Annotated in this window: 15 protein-coding genes; 5 read left to right on the plus strand and 10 right to left on the minus strand. The window is 60.9% G+C overall.

Features of this window, described 5'->3' with window-relative positions; all coding sequences use genetic code 11:
- Positions 1-16 precede the first annotated feature (16 nt).
- Both ASD36_RS07235 and nagA read left to right on the plus strand, forming a co-directional pair.
- Entirely contained in the window at positions 17-1,039 is a 1,023-nt protein-coding gene (locus tag ASD36_RS07235) for an SIS domain-containing protein (RefSeq protein WP_060502984.1), read from the plus strand.
- Positions 1,036-2,196 (plus strand): N-acetylglucosamine-6-phosphate deacetylase, encoded by a 1,161-nt coding sequence (nagA, locus tag ASD36_RS07240; protein WP_060502949.1) that lies wholly within the window; start codon positions 1,036-1,038, stop codon positions 2,194-2,196. Before ASD36_RS07235 ends, nagA begins: the two co-directional genes overlap by 4 nt.
- 19 nt (positions 2,197-2,215) lie before the next feature.
- Here nagA and ASD36_RS07245 read toward each other — a convergent pair whose 3' ends face one another.
- From ASD36_RS07245 to ASD36_RS07255, 3 genes are read right to left on the minus strand one after another with little or no spacing between them, the layout of a single operon-like run.
- The gene (locus ASD36_RS07245; RefSeq protein WP_060502950.1) at positions 2,216-2,944 is read right to left on the minus strand and encodes a copper homeostasis protein CutC; all 729 of its coding nucleotides are present in this window, start codon (positions 2,942-2,944) and stop codon (positions 2,216-2,218) included.
- On the minus strand, positions 2,941-3,852 hold the full coding sequence (locus tag ASD36_RS07250; RefSeq protein ID WP_060502951.1) for an ROK family protein: 912 nt from the start codon (positions 3,850-3,852) through the stop codon (positions 2,941-2,943). Before ASD36_RS07250 ends, ASD36_RS07245 begins: the two co-directional genes overlap by 4 nt.
- Entirely contained in the window at positions 3,849-5,219 is a 1,371-nt protein-coding gene (locus tag ASD36_RS07255; protein ID WP_060502952.1) for an amidase, read from the minus strand. The genes ASD36_RS07250 and ASD36_RS07255 overlap by 4 nt, the downstream gene beginning before the upstream one ends.
- A gap of 192 nt (positions 5,220-5,411) precedes the next feature.
- Here ASD36_RS07255 and ASD36_RS07260 point away from each other — a divergent pair, with 192 nt between their 5' ends.
- Genes ASD36_RS07260 through ASD36_RS07270 form a run of 3 tightly spaced genes read left to right on the plus strand, consistent with a single transcriptional unit; the run spans position 5,412 to position 7,991 of the window.
- On the plus strand, positions 5,412-6,158 hold the full coding sequence (locus ASD36_RS07260; RefSeq protein WP_060502953.1) for a sulfate transporter family protein: 747 nt from the start codon (positions 5,412-5,414) through the stop codon (positions 6,156-6,158).
- A 52-nt stretch (positions 6,159-6,210) separates the two neighbouring features.
- Positions 6,211-6,855, plus strand: a complete 645-nt coding sequence (locus ASD36_RS07265; protein ID WP_060502954.1) for a PAS domain-containing protein — start codon at positions 6,211-6,213, stop codon at positions 6,853-6,855.
- Positions 6,852-7,991 (plus strand): aminotransferase class I/II-fold pyridoxal phosphate-dependent enzyme, encoded by a 1,140-nt coding sequence (locus ASD36_RS07270; protein ID WP_060502955.1) that lies wholly within the window; start codon positions 6,852-6,854, stop codon positions 7,989-7,991. The genes ASD36_RS07265 and ASD36_RS07270 overlap by 4 nt, the downstream gene beginning before the upstream one ends.
- Positions 7,992-8,001: 10 nt before the next feature.
- Here the strand turns inward: ASD36_RS07270 and ASD36_RS07275 are convergent, their stop codons facing one another.
- The 7 genes from ASD36_RS07275 to kdpF all read right to left on the minus strand — a co-directional run bounded on the left by ASD36_RS07275 (position 8,002) and on the right by kdpF (position 16,242).
- Positions 8,002-8,697 carry a response regulator transcription factor gene (locus tag ASD36_RS07275; protein ID WP_060502956.1) on the minus strand — a complete coding sequence of 232 codons (696 nt, stop codon included), beginning with the start codon at positions 8,695-8,697 and terminating at the stop codon, positions 8,002-8,004.
- Positions 8,694-11,402 (minus strand): sensor histidine kinase KdpD, encoded by a 2,709-nt coding sequence (locus ASD36_RS07280; protein WP_060502985.1) that lies wholly within the window; start codon positions 11,400-11,402, stop codon positions 8,694-8,696. The genes ASD36_RS07275 and ASD36_RS07280 overlap by 4 nt, the downstream gene beginning before the upstream one ends.
- Positions 11,403-11,566: 164 nt before the next feature.
- Positions 11,567-12,130 carry a potassium-transporting ATPase subunit KdpC gene (kdpC, locus tag ASD36_RS07285; protein ID WP_060502957.1) on the minus strand — a complete coding sequence of 188 codons (564 nt, stop codon included), beginning with the start codon at positions 12,128-12,130 and terminating at the stop codon, positions 11,567-11,569.
- Between the two features lie 12 nt (positions 12,131-12,142).
- Positions 12,143-14,200: a potassium-transporting ATPase subunit KdpB gene (gene kdpB / locus ASD36_RS07290; protein ID WP_060512005.1), complete on the minus strand. Its 2,058-nt coding sequence runs from the start codon at positions 14,198-14,200 to the stop codon at positions 12,143-12,145.
- 45 nt (positions 14,201-14,245) lie between these two features.
- Positions 14,246-14,413, minus strand: coding sequence for a hypothetical protein (locus ASD36_RS30490; protein ID WP_156393815.1), 168 nt, complete (start codon positions 14,411-14,413; stop codon positions 14,246-14,248).
- 8 nt (positions 14,414-14,421) lie between these two features.
- Positions 14,422-16,125, minus strand: coding sequence for a potassium-transporting ATPase subunit KdpA (gene kdpA / locus ASD36_RS07295; RefSeq protein ID WP_060502959.1), 1,704 nt, complete (start codon positions 16,123-16,125; stop codon positions 14,422-14,424).
- Between the two features lie 27 nt (positions 16,126-16,152).
- Positions 16,153-16,242 carry a K(+)-transporting ATPase subunit F gene (gene kdpF / locus ASD36_RS07300; protein WP_060502960.1) on the minus strand — a complete coding sequence of 30 codons (90 nt, stop codon included), beginning with the start codon at positions 16,240-16,242 and terminating at the stop codon, positions 16,153-16,155.
- Positions 16,243-16,658 lie beyond the last annotated feature (416 nt).

The raw sequence follows: 16,658 nt of genomic DNA on the forward strand, positions 1-16,658 counted from the left end.
TAAGAAAGACATGACCATGCAAACCAACATGCGGCGCGAAATCAACGAAATCCCCGAAGCGGCAGCGCGTCTTCTTGAACAGTCCAAGGCAGCGGTCAAGGAAACCGGCGCAGCTCTGCGTGCGAAAGACCCGGCGTTTTTCGTAACGATTGCCCGTGGTTCGTCCGACCATGCCGCACTGTTCCTGAAATACGCGATCGAGCTTTCGACCGGACGGCCCGTCGCCTCGCTCGGCCCATCGCTTGCTTCAATTTACGGCGCCAAGATGCAGCTTCAGGGCGCAGCATCGATCGCCATCTCGCAATCGGGCAAGAGCCCGGACATCGTCGCAATGGCCGAGGCGGCAACCAAGGCCGGCGCCGTGACGATCGCACTGACCAACACCCTGCCCTCACCGATCTCGGAAGCCAGCACCCATCCGCTCGATATTCTCGCCGGGCCGGAAATCGCTGTTGCTGCAACCAAGTCCTATGTCAATTCGATCGTTGCCGGCCTTGCCATCCTTGGTGAATGGACGGGAGACACCGCCCTCCAGCGTGCCGTCGCCGATCTGCCTGCCCAGTTTGCCAAGGCGGTGAAGCTCGACTGGCAATCGCTGGCCGATGAACTTGGTGACGCGGAATCACTGTTCGTGCTCGGCCGCGGTCCGGCGCTCGCCATCGCCAGCGAGGCCGCGCTGAAATTCAAGGAGACGTCCGGCATGCACGCCGAAGCCTATTCGGCGGCGGAAGTGCTGCATGGGCCGGTGGCGCTGGTCGAAAAACGTTTTCCGGTGATCGGCCTTGCTGCGCGTGATGCTGCGGAAGGGTCGGTTACCGGCATTCTTGACGGCCTGGCTGCCAAGGGTGCGCTCGCCTTTGCGACCTCGTCGGAAGCGAAGGCGGCAAAGGCTCTGCCGTTCGTGGCAACCGGTCATCCGATTACCGATGCGCTGGCCCTGATCATTCCGTTCTACGGCTTCGTTGAATCCTGGTCGCGTTCACGCGGCCTCAATCCTGACGCGCCGGTCGCTCTCAAGAAGGTTACGGAAACGCGATGACCGCACAAAAAGCTATCACCGGAGCCCGGATTTTCGACGGCCTGTTCTGGCATGATGGCCAGTCACTGCTGCTGGATGGTGGAACGATCACCGGTATCCTGCCGCAGAGCGACCTGCCTGCCGGGACAGAAATTGTCCCGGCCGATAGCCAGTTGCTTGTACCCGGCTTTATCGATCTGCAGGTGAATGGCGGTGGTGGCGTGATGCTGAACGACCGGCAGGACGTCGATGCCATCCGGACGATCTGCGCTGCTCACGCGAAGTTCGGCACGACCGCTCTGCTTCCGACGCTGATCACCGACACATTCGAGATTCGCGCCCGCACCATTGCGGGCGGCAGGCAGGCCAAGGCGGAGAATGTACCCGGATTCCTGGGTTTGCATCTGGAAGGGCCGCACCTTTCCGTTGCCCGCAAGGGCGCTCATGACCCGGCCCTGATCCGTCCGATGGATCAGGCCGATCTCGACGCGTTGCTCGAATGCGCCGGGGATTTTGATGCCATCATGGTAACGGTGGCACCCGAAAACACGACCGCATCGCAGGTTTCAGCGATGGCCGAGGCCGCTATCATCGTCAGCCTTGGCCACACGGATTCTGGCTACAAGACCGTCGTTGAGTATGCCAAGGCTGGCGCGCGTACAGTGACGCATCTGTTCAACGCGATGAGCCCGCTCGGCCATCGCGAACCGGGTGTTGTTGGTGCAGCTCTCGATATTGGCAGCCTGCATGCCGGCATCATTGCCGATGGCTTTCATGCCGATCCGGTATCGATGGGCATTGCATTACGCGCCAAGAATGGCCCCGGCCGCATCTTCATCGTCACCGATGCGATGTCGACGATCGGCTCCGAGCAGACAAGTTTCCTCCTGAACGGCCGCGAGATCTTCCGCAAGGGCGGGCGCCTGACATTGGCCGACGGCACGCTGGCAGGCGCCGATATCGACATGCTCGCTTCTGTGCGTTTTGCCCATGAAAAGCTGGATCTGCCGCTCGACGAGGCGCTACGGATGGCATCGGCCTATCCCGCCGACGCTGCAGGTGTAGCCGCCCGGAAAGGCAGATTGTTGCCCGGTCTCGACGCGGACTTCGTGCTTTTGACCGAGAGCCTGGACATGGCCTCGACGTGGATTGGCGGGACGCGCGTTTTCCAAGCCTAAGCTTCGAGATATCGAGATATCAGGGCGCGGCGGACAGCCGCGCCTTCAGCGTCCGCACGGCCTGTTCATCCGTCTGCTTTGCGCTGCGCGCAACAAAGCCAAGCGATACCAGACGGGCATCCGAAGCCGGCTTTTCCACCGAACAGGACGAGTGAACCTCTGTTACCGGAAGACGGGACAGGAGGCCGCCGACCGTCTCCAGCGTCACCCCCGAACCGGGCATGATCGAGATGCGGCCCTTTGCGGCCGCAACAATTCCGGCCAGTGCATCAGCACCGTCAGAGGCTCGTTTCGCACCACCGGAAGTCAGGATACGCTCGAAACCGAGGTCCACCGCGATCTCGACGGCCTCGGAAAAATCCGGCACCAGATCGAAGGCGCGATGCAGGGTCAGGCCCAATCCATGCGCGTGATCCACCAGCGTCCTGAGCGCTTCTTTATCGAGGCTTCCATCGGGGCGGCTGGCGCCGAGAACGACCCCTGCGAGACCTGCTGACCGGGCCGCTTCGATTTCGACGCGCATCACATCCATGTCACCGGCATCGAAAACAAAATCGCCCGGCCTTGGCCGGATCATCGCGTAAACGGGAATATCAACTTTGCCCGCCAGGGCCATCAGGCCCAACGAAGGCGTAAGCCCGCCGACGGACAGAGCCGAGCACAATTCGATGCGATCAGCGCCGCCATCGACAGCAGCCCGCAGGCCGGCCGCATCGTCGACGCAGACTTCCAGAAGAATATTTGTCATGATGCTTCTCCTGCGAGACCAAGAACGGCGGCGCCGATCAGTCCCGGTTCGATCCGGCATTCGCCCGGCACCACCAGTGAGCGGTCGAACTTGCGCAGGATTCGGCCCCGAACAGACTTGTCGATTTCGGCGATCAGTGGTGTCACGTTGGACAGGCCGCCGCCGACGGGGACGATCGTCGCCCCGGTGATATTGACCGTCAGCGCCAGGGGCGAACTGATGAGGTCAACGAGCACATCGATGGTACGAGCGGCTTCCACATCGCCGTTCTGCCAAAGCGCGGTGATCTCATGGCTTTCCAGGGTCTTGCCGTGCAAGGTCAGGTGCAAACGTTCCATGCCACGGGCGCCGCCGATCGTATCGACGCAGCCACGCTGGCCGCAGCCGCACTCGAAAATGGGAATCGCAACCGGTGGCGTACCAGCCATGGAGGCGACCGCCGGGCCATGGCCCCATTCGCCGGCGAACCCGCCTTCCGCATTGATAAGCCGGCCGTCCACCACCAGGCCGCCGCCGACGCCAGTACCGAGAATCGCTCCAAGCACGATGCGGTAACCGCGCCCGGCACCGGCCCCCGCCTCCGCCAGTGCGAAACAATCCGCGTCATTGGCGATCAACACAGGCAGTCCAAGCAAAACGGAAAGTTCCGCACCAAGCTCGCGCCCGTCGATGCAGGGAATATTGGCGCATTTGATCGCCTGCGTTTCGGGATCAACGACACCGGTGATCGATATGGCGATGCGGTCAGGCGCTTCGCCCGCTTCCGCAATGACATCGCGAAGCGTACCGACAAAGGCGTTGAAATCATCGAGCGGCGTGATGCGGCGTTCCAGCGGTTCGATCCGGTCGGCCGCATGGGCAACGGCGCCCTTGATGGCAGAGCCGCCAATATCGAAGCAGACGATCATGCGTCGCCCCGGATGATGGCTTCGGCCGAAAGTGCCACGGAAAGCAGATTGTCATCGGCGTTGCGAAGGCCGGAGAGAAGAAAGCCGACCGGCATGCCGGCATCGCCCGTGCCGCAGGGGATAGAGACGCCACAGCCGTCAAGGAAATTGCCGATGGATGTGTTGCGCAATGTCCGGCCATTGATCTTGAAAAACAGATCATCATCGGCAAGCAGCGGCGCGATCGGCGGCGCCACATGCGGCAGGGTCGGATGGATGACGAGTTCTCCGGAATCCAGACTTTCGGTGAAAGCTGCGATCAACCGCTGGCGGGCGTCAGCGATGGCAATGTAATCTGCCGTCGTGGTCTTTTCGCCCAGCCGTGTGCGGGCGACGACCCGATGATCCATGCGGGCAGCCTCCGGGCCTTCCAGCCGCGCCTTGTGGAGCGCGAACGCTTCAGCCGTGACCAGTGCACCATGGCGCGCCGTAATCTCGAAAATCTCGGCAAAAATCGGGAAGGCCCGCCGCTTGACCCGGGCACCGGCCTGCTCCAGCCGCAAAACCGCAGCCTCGAATGCGGCCACGACACCCGGTTCGGCATCATCGAAGACGACTGTCTCAGGAATGACAAGCTTCAAGCCGCTTAAATCCGTCCGGCGGATATCCGGCGCGGTGCGCCCGCGCATGGCTGCATCGATCCAGACGGCGTCCTGCACGGTGCGGCAGAGCGGGCCGAGTGAATCGAGGCTCTTTGCCAGCGGGAAGACACTTTGCATGGAATAGCGTCCACGCGTCGCCTTGTAGCCGACAATGCCATTGAACGCGGCGGGAATGCGGATCGAGCCGCCGGTATCCGTACCGATCGCCACCGGTACCAGACCGGCTGCCACGGCCACGCCGGACCCGGCCGACGAGCCACCGGGGATGCGCGGCACATCGCGCGATGCCGGGTTATGGGCCGTTCCATAGTGCGGGTTGATGCCGAGGCCGGAAAAGGCGAATTCGCTGAGATTGGTGCGGCCGATACTGACCATTCCGGCACCAGCAAGCGCCGTAACGACAGCAGCATCGGCGGATGCGGGCGCGGCATCGGCCAGCACAGCGGATCCCGCGGTCGTTACCGATCCCTTCGTGTCGAACAGATCTTTCCAGGCGACCGGAATGCCATCAAGCAAACCGAGAGACCGCCCCGAACGAAGGCGTTGCGAGGACAATCTGGCTTCCGAGAGCGCCTGTTCATCCAGCAATTCCGTGAAAATCGATTGATCCTTGTAGCCAGCTATCTTTTCCAGGGAAGCCTTTGCCAGGTCGACCGGATCGAGCGCGCCGGATTGCAGCAGCACCGACAGGCCCGCTACCGACATATTTATGTTCACTCCATCCATCGTCTCAACACTCCACAACTGCTTGTGCTGGCATCATAACGGTGCAGCACCGGTTTTGGCAGCAAAAACAGCGTCCTTCGCACATGATTTTCGCGGACTTTTCAAAGCCGCAGGCCTCGCGGTCTTGCCCGCAAGCCATGCCCCGCCTACATGCGCAGACAGCGGCACGAACGCCCTCAAAGGAGATACCGGATGATACTCGACGCGGCGCGGCTTTCCTTTGCCAATCTTTTCGCGCCCGAAACGCGCTCGGTCTTCTGGAAGGTGTTGGGGCTGACGCTGCTGGCGCTGATTGGCCTGTGGCTCGCCTTGCGCGAACTGTTCATCTACCTTGCCTTGCCGTGGCTTGACGCGTTGTTGCCCGGAACACCCGGCTGGGCGGGATGGCTGACATTCGTTGTCGGTATTTTTGCAAGTCTCGGTCTTGCCTTGGGGCTAGCGTTGCTTCTTGCGCCGGTAACGGCGCTGATTGCCGGCTTCTTCCTTGATGACGTCGCGGAAGTTGTCGAAAAACGCGATTACCCGAACGAACCGGCGGGCCGTGCTTTGCCGCTGGGAGAGGCGATTGCCGGCACGCTGAAATTTCTCGGCGTCATCATCGCCGGCAACATCGTTGCTCTCTTTCTGTTGCTGATCCCCGGCATCAACTTGATCGCCTTCTTTCTCGTCAACGGCTACCTGCTCGGCCGGGAATTCTTCGAGTTTGCGGCGATGCGTTATCGCTCCCCGGCGGAAGCCCGGCTTTTCCGCGCCAAACATGCCGGCACAGTCTTCCTCAGCGGCCTCGTGCTTGCTGCATTTCTGGCCGTGCCGCTTCTCAATCTGCTGACCCCGCTCTTTGCCGCCGGCATGATGGTTCATCTGCACAAGAAACTGTCGCAGCGCGACCCGGAGTTTCAACGGCAGATCAACTCCGGCAAATCGTCGTTTGGCCGATAGTTGTCCAATTTGTCTATATTGACAAATTGTCAATATAGACGGATAAGGCCTTATGTCTCATCCGCTCACTCCTTTCATCCCAGTCTGCGACGCCGTCGCCACGCTGTTTTCCCCGCATGTGGAAGCGGTCCTGCATGACCTTGAGACGGGATTGATCTTCCATATCGCCAACGCCTTTTCCAGGCGCCGACCGGGGGACAGTTCGCTCAACGAGGCCGGACTGGTTTCGACCCTGGATGCGGATGTGATCGGCCCCTACGGCAAGTCCAATTGGGATGGCCGCAGGCTGAAGGCGATCACTTCCGTACTGCGTGATGCTGTGGGCAAGCCGATCGGCCTTCTTTGCATCAATCACGATATCGAGGCCTTTGCCGGAATCTTCGACCAGTTGAAATCGATGATGAATGTTGCAGCGCCAATGCAAAAGGCATCGGCACTGATGGCGGATGACTGGCGCGAAGCGGTGAATTCCGTGATCGGCGAATTTCTTGCGACGCACAAGACCAGTCTCGCGGGCCTGACCAATTCCGACACGGACAGCCTTCTTGCGCTACTCGACGCCCGCGGCGTCTTTGCCATCCGCAAAGCTGTTCCCTATGTTGCCGAAATCCTGAAACTGTCGAGAGCGACGATCTACAACCGCCTTGGCGCAATCCGCCAGAAACAGGACGCTGCCGTTCAAGGAGAACCGCGATGACCAAGCCTATGCGCGATTTTGTGCTCGAAACGTTCATGTCGAAATGGGAGTTCACCGCCAAATATAACATGACGGCCTCGGATGCTGAGAGCATGCGCCTGCCGGAGCTTCTGGCAATGGCCAGTGACGAAGACCGCACCGATTTCGAAAATCTCAGCCTTGGCTACACCGAAACCTTTGGCGCACCGGTGCTGCGCCAGGAAATCGCGCGGACCTACGACACGGTTCAACCGGAAAACCTGATCTGCTTTGCCGGCGCCGAGGAAGCGATCTATGTCGCGATGAAGGTGCTCTTGACGCCGGATGATCATGCCATCGTCATTACGCCCAACTATCAGGCCGCCGAAACCTTGCCGCTGAGCATCTGCGCGGTGACGGGCGTGGCCTTGGATATCAACAATGACTGGAACCTCGACCTCGGCAAGATTGAGGCCGCGATCCAGCCGAACACCAAGCTGATCTCGATCAATTTTCCCAACAACCCGACCGGCAAGATCCTGCCGCATACGACATTTCATGCTCTCATCGAAATCTGCCGCAAGCATGGTATCTGGCTGTTCAGTGACGAGGTCTACCGGCTGATCGAGAAGGACGAGGCACTGCGCCTACCGCAGGCTGTCGATGCCTATGAGCGAGGAATCTCGCTGAATGTCATGTCGAAGGCTTATGGGCTTCCGGGCCTTCGGATCGGCTGGCTGGCCTGCAAGGACGCGGAATTCCTGACACGTTGCGAACGTTACAAGCACTTCCTGTCGATCTGCAATTCCGCTCCTTCGGAAGTTCTGGCCCGTATCGCGCTGAAGAACCGCGACAGGATCTTGGCCCGGACACGTGCTATCGTTCGCGCCAACATCACCGAGTGGAACACGTTTTTCGCCGATTTTCCGCATCTGTTCGACTGGCGCGAGCCGGACGGCGGTTGCGTTGCGTTCATCCGCTACAAGGGGCCGGAAGGTGTCGAGGAGTTTGCCCGGCGCGCGGTCGAGGAGGCCGGCGTGTTCTTCCTGCCCTCCAGCGTCTATCACTCGGAACTCACGCCCGTGCCGCCAAACTGCCTGCGCGTCGGTTTCGGCCGCCTGCATGTGCCGGAGGGCATCACCGTTCTGCGCAACTGGCTGAACCGCAACAGCCTGTAGACCGATCCGGCTAGAGGTCGGCCTCGCGCAGGCGGTAGCCGACGCCGGTTTCGGTGGTGATATATTGCGGCTGGTCCGGCGTTGCCTCGATCTTCTGGCGAAGCTGGCGCACATAGACGCGCAGATACTGCACGTCATCGGCATTGCCCCAGACCTCCTTCAGCAGGAATTTGTGGGTCAGCACCTTGCCGGCATGCTGCACCAGCATGCGCAGGATATCATATTCCTTCGGCGAGAGTTTCACCTCGCGGCCATCGACCTTGACGATACGCTTGACCAGATCGACCGACAGGCCGCCGGTCTGGAACAACGGCTTTTCACCCTGCTGCTGCAACCGATGGCGCAGCGCCACGCGGATGCGCGCCACCAGTTCGTTCATGCCGAAGGGTTTGGTCACGTAATCGTCGGCACCGAGTTCCAGTGCCTTGACGATCCCGGCCTCATCGGTACGGCTTGACAGGATGACGATCGGCAGCGTCAGCCCTTCCTCGCGCCAGCCCTGCAACAGATCGTGGCCAGCCGCATCCGGCAGGCCGAGATCGAGCAGGATGAGATCGGGCAGCTCCGCCTTGACACTGTCCCGCGCCGCCTTGCCGTTTCCGGCCTCGATGACATCGTAGTCCTGCGTGGCCAGCCCCACCCGCAACAGCCGGCGGATAGGCGGCTCGTCGTCGACGACCAGGATCTTGACTGCGGAAAGTGTCATTTCATGTCCTTGAGATTGGGCGCATCCGGCAACAGTGGCAGGCTGACCGTAAAGATCGCGCCGGAGCGGTCAGTACGGTTTTCGGCGGCGATGGTGCCGCCCATCGCCTCGACGAACCCCCGGCAAATGGACAGGCCAAGCCCGGTCCCGGCCCGCACGTGATCGCCCTTGCGCACCCTGTAAAACGTATCGAAGACCCGTTCCAGATCTCCTTGCGGAATGCCCGACCCTTCATCTGAAATCCGGATAAGGACCTGCTCGCCATTGCTTTCCGCCCGGACGCTCACCCTTGATCCTTCGGGCGCATATTTGGCGGCGTTGTCGAGCAAGTTGAACAGAACCTGCTCGAACAGCACCGGATCGACCCTGATCATCGGCAGGTTGGCGGGAACGTCAACATCGACGCTGTGACCAGCCAGAATCTTCTTCGCCCGGCGCAGGGCGCTCCCGACAATATCACCGGTATAATGAAACGCGGAATTCGGCTGCATGGCACCGGATTCGATCCGGGTCATGTCGAGCAGATTGGCGATGAACCGGTTCAGCCGTTCGGATTCGTCGGTCACGGTGGTCAGAAGTTCGACACGGTCTTCCTCCGGAAGCGCAGACTGATAGTCACGCAATGTTCCGGCAGCCCCCATGATGGCGGCGAGCGGCGTCTTCAGGTCGTGCGAAATCGAGGTCAGCAATGCCGAACGCAGGCGCCCGGCTTCTTCGACCAGCCGCGCATTATCGACATCGGCGACAAGCTGCACGCGCTCGATGGCAAGCGCTGCCTGATCGGCGAGCGCATCCAGCAGCCGCTGCTGTTCGGGGCTCAAGAGTGGCCCCTGACGGTCATTGTCGAGGCCGATGACACCGACGGCGGTGCGGCCGGTGCGCAACGGCACATAAAGGCGTTTTGCGCCCGGCAGCGTATCGGCGCCGCGTCCAGCGGCGCGATTGTGCTCCCAGGCCCAGCGCGCTGCAGCAATATCGGCGTCGTCAAGCGTATCATCCGGCGGATAGCCGGCTTTGACCGCGATCGTTCCCTCTTCCGGCAGGAGCAGCACCACCCGCAGCTTCAGCATCGAGGCAAGCTGGAACGCCGTCGCCCACAACACGTCGTCCAGGGTACCGGTCCCTGCCAGCTTCTTGCTGAAGAGATAGAGGTCTTCGGTGGTGCGTGCGCGCAGGCGAGCGGCGGCGGCCTGCCGCTGGACGCTGGCCGTCAGGTTGCTGGCGATGATCGCCACGATGAAGAAAAGAATGAACGCGACAACGCTGTCGGGATCGCTGATATCCAGCGTATAAAGCGGCTGCAGGAAGAAGAAATTCAACGAGACCGCACTGACGACGCTGGCATAGAGAGCCGGCCGCAAACCTTCGGTCACCGCCGTAGTCAAAACCGCCATCAGGAAGACGAGTGCAATGTTGCGCACATCAAGGGACTGGTCGAGCAGAAAACCCACGGCCAGGGCACAACCGACATAGAGCGTCGCCAGTGCATAGGGCCTGATCTTGAACTGGACGGGTGCCGGGGCAGTCTTGACGCCCGTTCCAATGGGTTCGCCTTCCCGATCGTCACCAGCGATGACATGAACGCTGATATTGCCGGCGCGCCGGATCAATCGGCTGGTCACCGAACCATGCAGCCATTCCCGCCATCCCGATGTTTTCGGCGTTCCGGCGATGATATGGGTGACATTGCTGGATGTGGCGACACGGACGATTTCCTCCGCTTCGTCGGAGCCCGGCCTTGTCAGCGCTTCGGCCCCCAGCCGCTCAGCCAGCCTTAACGTCGCGGCGATACGGTCGCGCGCGGCCTCAGATAAGTGAACCGATCGCGCCGTTTCCACATGTAGCGCCACCAGCGGCGCGCGCAGACGGTCGGCCAGCCGGGCGGCGTAGCGCACCAGGGATGCGCTGCGGGCCTGGTCATCGACACAGACCAGCACCCGGTCACCGGCCGCCCAAGGGCCGGAAATCGCATGCGCCTGCATATGCGTCAGCAGCTGGTCATCAACCCGCTGCGCGGTCTGGCGCAGTGCAAGTTCGCGCAGTGCCGTCAGGTTTCCGGGCGAAAAGTAATTTTCGAGGGCTCGTTGCGCCGTCTTCGGGATATAGACCTTGCCGTCATGCAGACGCTTGATCAGGTCTTCCGGCGTCAGATCGATGATCTCGATATCGTCGGCCCGGTCGATGATCGAATCCGGCACGGTTTCGCGCACACGAATGCGGGTAATCTGGGCAACGACATCGTTGAGGCTTTCGACATGCTGGATATTCAGAGTCGAGTAAACGTCGATGCCGCGCGACAGCAGCTCCTGCACATCCATGTAGCGTTTTGGATGCCGGCTACCGGGTGCGTTGGTATGCGCCAGTTCATCGACCAGAACGAGACCTGGACGGCGGGCAAGAATGGCATCGATATCCATTTCTTCAAGATGGCGGCCCTTGTAGTCGATCGGCATGCGCGCGATGACTTCGAAACCGTCAGCCAGCGCCTGGGTCTCCTTGCGGCCATGCGTTTCGACCACGCCGATCACGACATCGACGCCATCGGCTTGCTTGGCATGGCCGGAGGTCAGCATTTCGTAGGTCTTGCCGACGCCGGGCGCCGCCCCCAGAAAGATCTTCAGACGGCCGCGTGTTTCCTGCTCCGCCCGCTGCAACAGGGCGTCGGGAGATGGTCTTCCATCCATGTCACGGACATCGTCCCGCATGCGCGCTCGTCTTTCCTCATCAATGCCGAAAAGCGGCAGGATGCCGCTTTTGACTATTCCGGACATGGTCCAAAATCCCGCAGAATTTGGGACCGGTTCCGTCAATCAAATTGCCGCCGGTATCGCGCCTCGTCGTCGAAGCGCGATACCGTGACCAAACAAGGCTAGACAGCTTTATCAAGCGCCATGTTCAGCGCCAAGACGTTGACCGCCGGCTCACCGAGAATACCGAGTTCGCGCGCCTCGACGGCCTGATCGACCAGTGCGCGAACCTTGCTTTCATCCATGCCCCGCGCCTTGGCGACGCGCGGAACCTGGAAATAGGCGGCTTCCGGCGAAATGTGCGGATCAAGGCCGCTGCCCGAAGCGGTCACCAGATCCATCGGCACGGCAGCGCCGGGATTGGCAGCCTTGAGTGCTTCGGCATCTGCCTTGATCCGATCAAGCAGCTTCGGGTTGGTCGGCCCGAGGTTTGAGCCGCTGGACGAAGCCGCATTGTAGCCATCGCCTGCAGCCGACGGACGGCCATGGAAATAGATATCGCCGGTAAAGACCTGACCGATCAAGGAGGAGCCGACAACGGTGCCGTCCTTTTCGACCAGGCTGCCATTGGCCTGATGCGGGAACAGGGCCTGGGTAATGCCGGTCATGCCGAGCGGATAGGCAAGGCCGGTGATAATGGTGATGGCAACGATCATGACCAGCGCGGGCCGCAATTGTTTCAACATTTGAATGTTCCTTTAAACGAGACCAAGGGCGGTGATGGCCAAGTCGATGGCCTTGATGCCGATGAACGGGACAATGATGCCGCCAAGGCCATAGATGAGCAGGTTGCGCGACAGGAGCGCACCGGCACCAACGGCACGGTAGGCGACACCCCTCAGCGACAGCGGGATCAGCGCGACGATAACCAGCGCGTTGAAGATGATCGCCGACAGGATTGCGCTTTGCGGCGAGGCAAGGCCCATGATGTTCAGCGCCGAAAGCTGCGGATAGAAGGCCAGGAACATCGCCGGGATGATGGCGAAATACTTGGCGATATCGTTGGCGATCGAAAACGTCGTCAGCGCACCGCGGGTCATCAGCAGTTGCTTGCCGATCTCGACGATCTCGATCAGCTTGGTCGGGTCCGAATCCAGGTCGACCATGTTGCCGGCTTCGCGGGCGGCGACCGTACCGGTGTTCATCGCCACGCCGACATCGGCCTGCGCCAGCGCCGGAGCATCGTTGGTACCGTCGCCGCACATGGCGACAAGTTTGCCCTTGGCCTGTTCCTCGCGGATCAGCGACAGTTTGTTTTCCGGCGTTGCCTGGGCAAGGAAATCATCGACACCGGCTTCGGCAGCGATGGCAGCGGCTGTCATCGGGTTGTCGCCGGTGATCATCACCGTGCGGATACCCATGCGGCGCAGTTCGGCGAACCGCTCGCGGATGCCGCCCTTGACGATATCTTTCAGGTGCACCACGCCCATCAGGCGGCCATCGCGCACGACGGCCAGCGGCGTACCACCCGACTTGGCGATCTCGTCGGCAATCGACTGGATTTCGCGGACGGTATCCGGACGCGCCGCCGTATTCTGGCTGGCGACGTAGCTCAGGACCGCATCGACAGCGCCCTTGCGGATCGACGAGCCTTCGATGTCGACGCCACTCATGCGGCTCTGTGCGGTAAACGGCACGAAGGTCGCATGCAGTTGTGCCATGTCACGGGCGCGGATGCCGTATTTCTCCTTGGCCAGCACGACGATGGAACGGCCTTCCGGCGTTTCATCGGCAAGCGAGGCCAGCTGGGCTGCGTCGGCGAGGTCCTGCTGCGACACGCCGGACACCGGGTGAAGCTCGGTTGCCTGGCGGTTGCCGAGCGTGATCGTGCCGGTCTTGTCGAGCAGCAGCGTATCGATATCGCCGGCAGCCTCGACGGCGCGGCCGGACATGGCGAGCACGTTGAAGCGGACCAGACGGTCCATGCCGGCAATGCCGATGGCCGAGAGAAGCGCGCCGATCGTCGTCGGGATCAGCGTTACAAACAGGGCGACCAGGATGATGACCGGGATGGAGCCGCCGGCATAGGTGGCGAAGCTCGGGATGGTCACAACGGCCAGAACGAAAATCAAGGTCATGCCGGCGAGAAGAATGTTGAGGGCGATCTCGTTCGGTGTCTTCTGACGTTCGGCACCTTCGACCAGCGAAATCATCCGGTCGATGAAGGTCGAGCCCGCTGCGGCGCTGATACGCACCCGGATCCAGTCCGACAGCACCTGCGTGCCGCCGGTGACGGCCGAGCGGTCGCCGCCGGATTCACGGATAACGGGGGCAGATTCGCCGGTGATCGCCGCCTCGTTGACGGAGGCGACCCCTTCGATGACCTCGCCATCGGAGGGGATGATCTCGCCAGCTTCGACAAGCACGATGTCACCGACCTTGAGGCTGGTGCCGGAGACGATCTTGAAGCTCTTCAGATCCGCCCCGGTCAAAAGCTTGGCCTGGGTTTCGGTCCGGGTCTTGCGCAGCGATTCCGCCTGCGCCTTGCCCCGGCCTTCGGCAACGGCCTCGGCGAAATTGGCAAACAGCACCGTGAACCACAGCCAGATATTGAGCTGCAGCGAAAAACCGAGATTGCTGCTGCCGGTTATGAGATCGCGCAGGAACAGGACGGTCGTCAATGTCGAGACGACGGCGACGACGAACATCACCGGATTCTTGGCGAGGGTGCGCGGATTGAGCTTGTTAAACGCCGAGCCGATCGCGGGAATAAGGATGCGAGAGTCCATCAGGCTCGCAGATTTGGACTGGCTCATAAGAGAACTCCAGTTTCTTTTGTGTGTGACATCACGGTGACCGCGTCAGCCGTGGAACAATTCGGTAAAAGCGTGAGCAAGACCGCCGATCACCAGCAGGACCAGCATGAAAGCGATGATGATGCTGGTCGCCTGCGGGGGTGCCGCTCGCGGCGGATCACCGTCGCGAGGTTTGAGGAGCCTTTTGAACTTCTGCTGGAACAAGCGGTTCATGACGGCACCTAGAAGGTTTGACCCGATATCATCGCCAGGTGCTCGACGATCGGCCCGAGCGCCAGCGCCGGGAAGAAGGTGAGACCGCCGACGATCAGGATGACGCCGCAAAGCAGTCCGACGAAGAGCGGGCCATGGGTGGGGAACGTCCCTGCCGAAGCCGGCACCGTCTTCTTCATCACCAAAGAACCGGCAATGGCGAGCGCCGGAATGATCACCAGGAAGCGGCCCATCAGCATCGCGATGCCAAGCGTGATATTGTACCAGGGCGTGTTGCCGGTCAGACCGCCGAAAGCCGAGCCATTGTTGGCGGCAGCCGAGGTATAGGCATAGAGGACTTCCGAGAAACCGTGCGGTCCCGGATTTCCGATCGAGGCCACGCCTGTCGGCAGGAGGACGGCGACGGCGGTGAAGCCGAGCATGGTTGCCGGCAGGATGAGGATGGCGAGAACAGCCATCTTGACCTCCTTGGCCTCTATCTTCTTGCCGAGATATTCCGGTGTGCGGCCAACCATCAGTCCGGCGACGAAGACCGTCAGGATGACGAACATCAGGATGCCGTACAAACCCGCGCCAACGCCGCCGATAATCACTTCGCCCAGTTCCATATTGAGCAGCGGGATCAGGCCGCCCAATGCGGTGAATGAGCCGTGCATGGCATTGACGGCACCACAGGAGGCGGCCGTCGTGACGACCGCGAACAGCGAAGAAAGGACGATGCCGAACCGAACTTCCTTGCCTTCCATATTGCCACCTTCAAGGCCCATGGCATGGACCAGCGGATTGCCGGCTGCTTCAGCCCAATAGGTCACCGCGACACCGGCGAGGAAGAGCACGCCCATCGTGGCAAAGATTGCCCAACCCTGGCGCTGGTTTCCGACCATGCGGCCGAAAACATTGGTGAAGGCCGCGCCGATCGCGAAGATCGACACCATCTGGATGAGGTTGGAAATTGCGTCGGGATTCTCAAAAGGATGCGCGGAGTTCGCATTGAAGAAGCCGCCGCCATTGGTGCCGAGCATCTTGATTGCCAATTGCGAGGCGACCGGGCCGAGCGCGATGGTCTGCTGCGCACCTTCGATCGTCGTTGCCGTTAAGTAGGCGCCGAGCGTCTGCGGTACGCCGAGATAGACATAGGCAATCGTCAGTAGGATGCAGATCGGCAGAAGGATGTAGAGCGTGGCACGGGTCATATCGACCCAGAAATTGCCGATCGACTTACCGGAAGCGCGCGCAAAACCGCGGATGAGCGCAACGGCGATGGCCATGCCGGTGGCGGCAGAGGCAAAATTCTGCACCGTCAGACCAGCCATCTGCACCAGGTAGGACATCGTGCTTTCGCCACCATAGTTCTGCCAGTTGGTATTGGCGACGAAACTGGAGGCGGTGTTGAACGAAAGCTCAGGCCCAACAGCGGTCATGCCCGCAGGGTTGAACGGCAGGAAGCCCTGGAACCGCTGCAGCGCATAGAGAATGGCAAAACCGGCAAGATTGAACAGGAGCAGGGAGAACACGTAGCTCGTCCAGTGCTGCTCTTCCTTCTCGCTGGTGCCGGACAGCCGGTAGAGACCGCGTTCGACCGGAGAAAAAAGGGGCGACAGCAAGGTGCGCTCACCACCGAAGACGCGCGTCATATAGGCGCCAAGCGGCTTGATGAGCAAAATGACGATCCCGCAGAAGATGAGGATCTGGATCCATCCGTTGAGTGTCATGGCAATAACTTTCCGAACCTGGCGTTGTTAGAAGCGCTCAGGGCGAATGAGGGCGTAGGTCAGATAGGCAAGCAGAAACACGGACACGCCGGCTCCGAGCACATAATCGACAAGCATTTCTCTGAATCCTTCGAACTAGAGACGGTCGCAGGCCCGGGCATAGGCAAACGACAGCGCGAAAAACAAAACGCCGATCCCGATCAAGACAATATCCATCATCGATCCAGGCTCCTTTTGTTGAATTTCATCTTTCCCTCCTCTTCAAAGAAGGGCGGCGACGCGAAAGAGGCCCCGTTTGATCATGCTCAACGCAAGATCCGGGGCCTGAATTCCACGCTGACTATCGCCCCGAACCACATTAGTGTTCGAGACGGGGCGTCCGGGAGAGATATAAAAATCTCATAGGATTTTGCGGAAACGCACCAGCGGCAGCGCCATCGTGATGGTCATTGCCTGTTCAATACAGGGTCAGGTCGAATAACTCGCATCCGCAGAACGTTCCTGGGAGAGCCGCAACTGATACTTCCCATGTA

It is taken from the genome of Rhizobium sp. Root1334, from assembly GCF_001426665.1.
GTDB lineage: Bacteria > Pseudomonadota > Alphaproteobacteria > Rhizobiales > Rhizobiaceae > Pararhizobium.

Coding starts and splice junctions, on each gene's coding strand:
- ASD36_RS07280 (WP_060502985.1), bottom strand. CDS start 11,402: ATGCGGGACGATGTCCGTGACATGGATGGAAGACCATCTCCCGACGCC.
- ASD36_RS07245 (WP_060502950.1), bottom strand. CDS start 2,944: ATGACAAATATTCTTCTGGAAGTCTGCGTCGACGATGCGGCCGGCCTG.
- kdpA (WP_060502959.1), bottom strand. CDS start 16,125: ATGACACTCAACGGATGGATCCAGATCCTCATCTTCTGCGGGATCGTC.
- ASD36_RS07260 (WP_060502953.1), top strand. CDS start 5,412: ATGATACTCGACGCGGCGCGGCTTTCCTTTGCCAATCTTTTCGCGCCC.
- ASD36_RS07255 (WP_060502952.1), bottom strand. CDS start 5,219: ATGGATGGAGTGAACATAAATATGTCGGTAGCGGGCCTGTCGGTGCTG.
- ASD36_RS07265 (WP_060502954.1), top strand. CDS start 6,211: ATGTCTCATCCGCTCACTCCTTTCATCCCAGTCTGCGACGCCGTCGCC.
- ASD36_RS07275 (WP_060502956.1), bottom strand. CDS start 8,697: ATGACACTTTCCGCAGTCAAGATCCTGGTCGTCGACGACGAGCCGCCT.
- ASD36_RS07270 (WP_060502955.1), top strand. CDS start 6,852: ATGACCAAGCCTATGCGCGATTTTGTGCTCGAAACGTTCATGTCGAAA.
- kdpF (WP_060502960.1), bottom strand. CDS start 16,242: ATGCTTGTCGATTATGTGCTCGGAGCCGGCGTGTCCGTGTTTCTGCTT.
- ASD36_RS07235 (WP_060502984.1), top strand. CDS start 17: ATGCAAACCAACATGCGGCGCGAAATCAACGAAATCCCCGAAGCGGCA.
- ASD36_RS30490 (WP_156393815.1), bottom strand. CDS start 14,413: ATGAACCGCTTGTTCCAGCAGAAGTTCAAAAGGCTCCTCAAACCTCGC.
- kdpC (WP_060502957.1), bottom strand. CDS start 12,130: ATGTTGAAACAATTGCGGCCCGCGCTGGTCATGATCGTTGCCATCACC.
- ASD36_RS07250 (WP_060502951.1), bottom strand. CDS start 3,852: ATGATCGTCTGCTTCGATATTGGCGGCTCTGCCATCAAGGGCGCCGTT.
- kdpB (WP_060512005.1), bottom strand. CDS start 14,200: ATGAGCCAGTCCAAATCTGCGAGCCTGATGGACTCTCGCATCCTTATT.
- nagA (WP_060502949.1), top strand. CDS start 1,036: ATGACCGCACAAAAAGCTATCACCGGAGCCCGGATTTTCGACGGCCTG.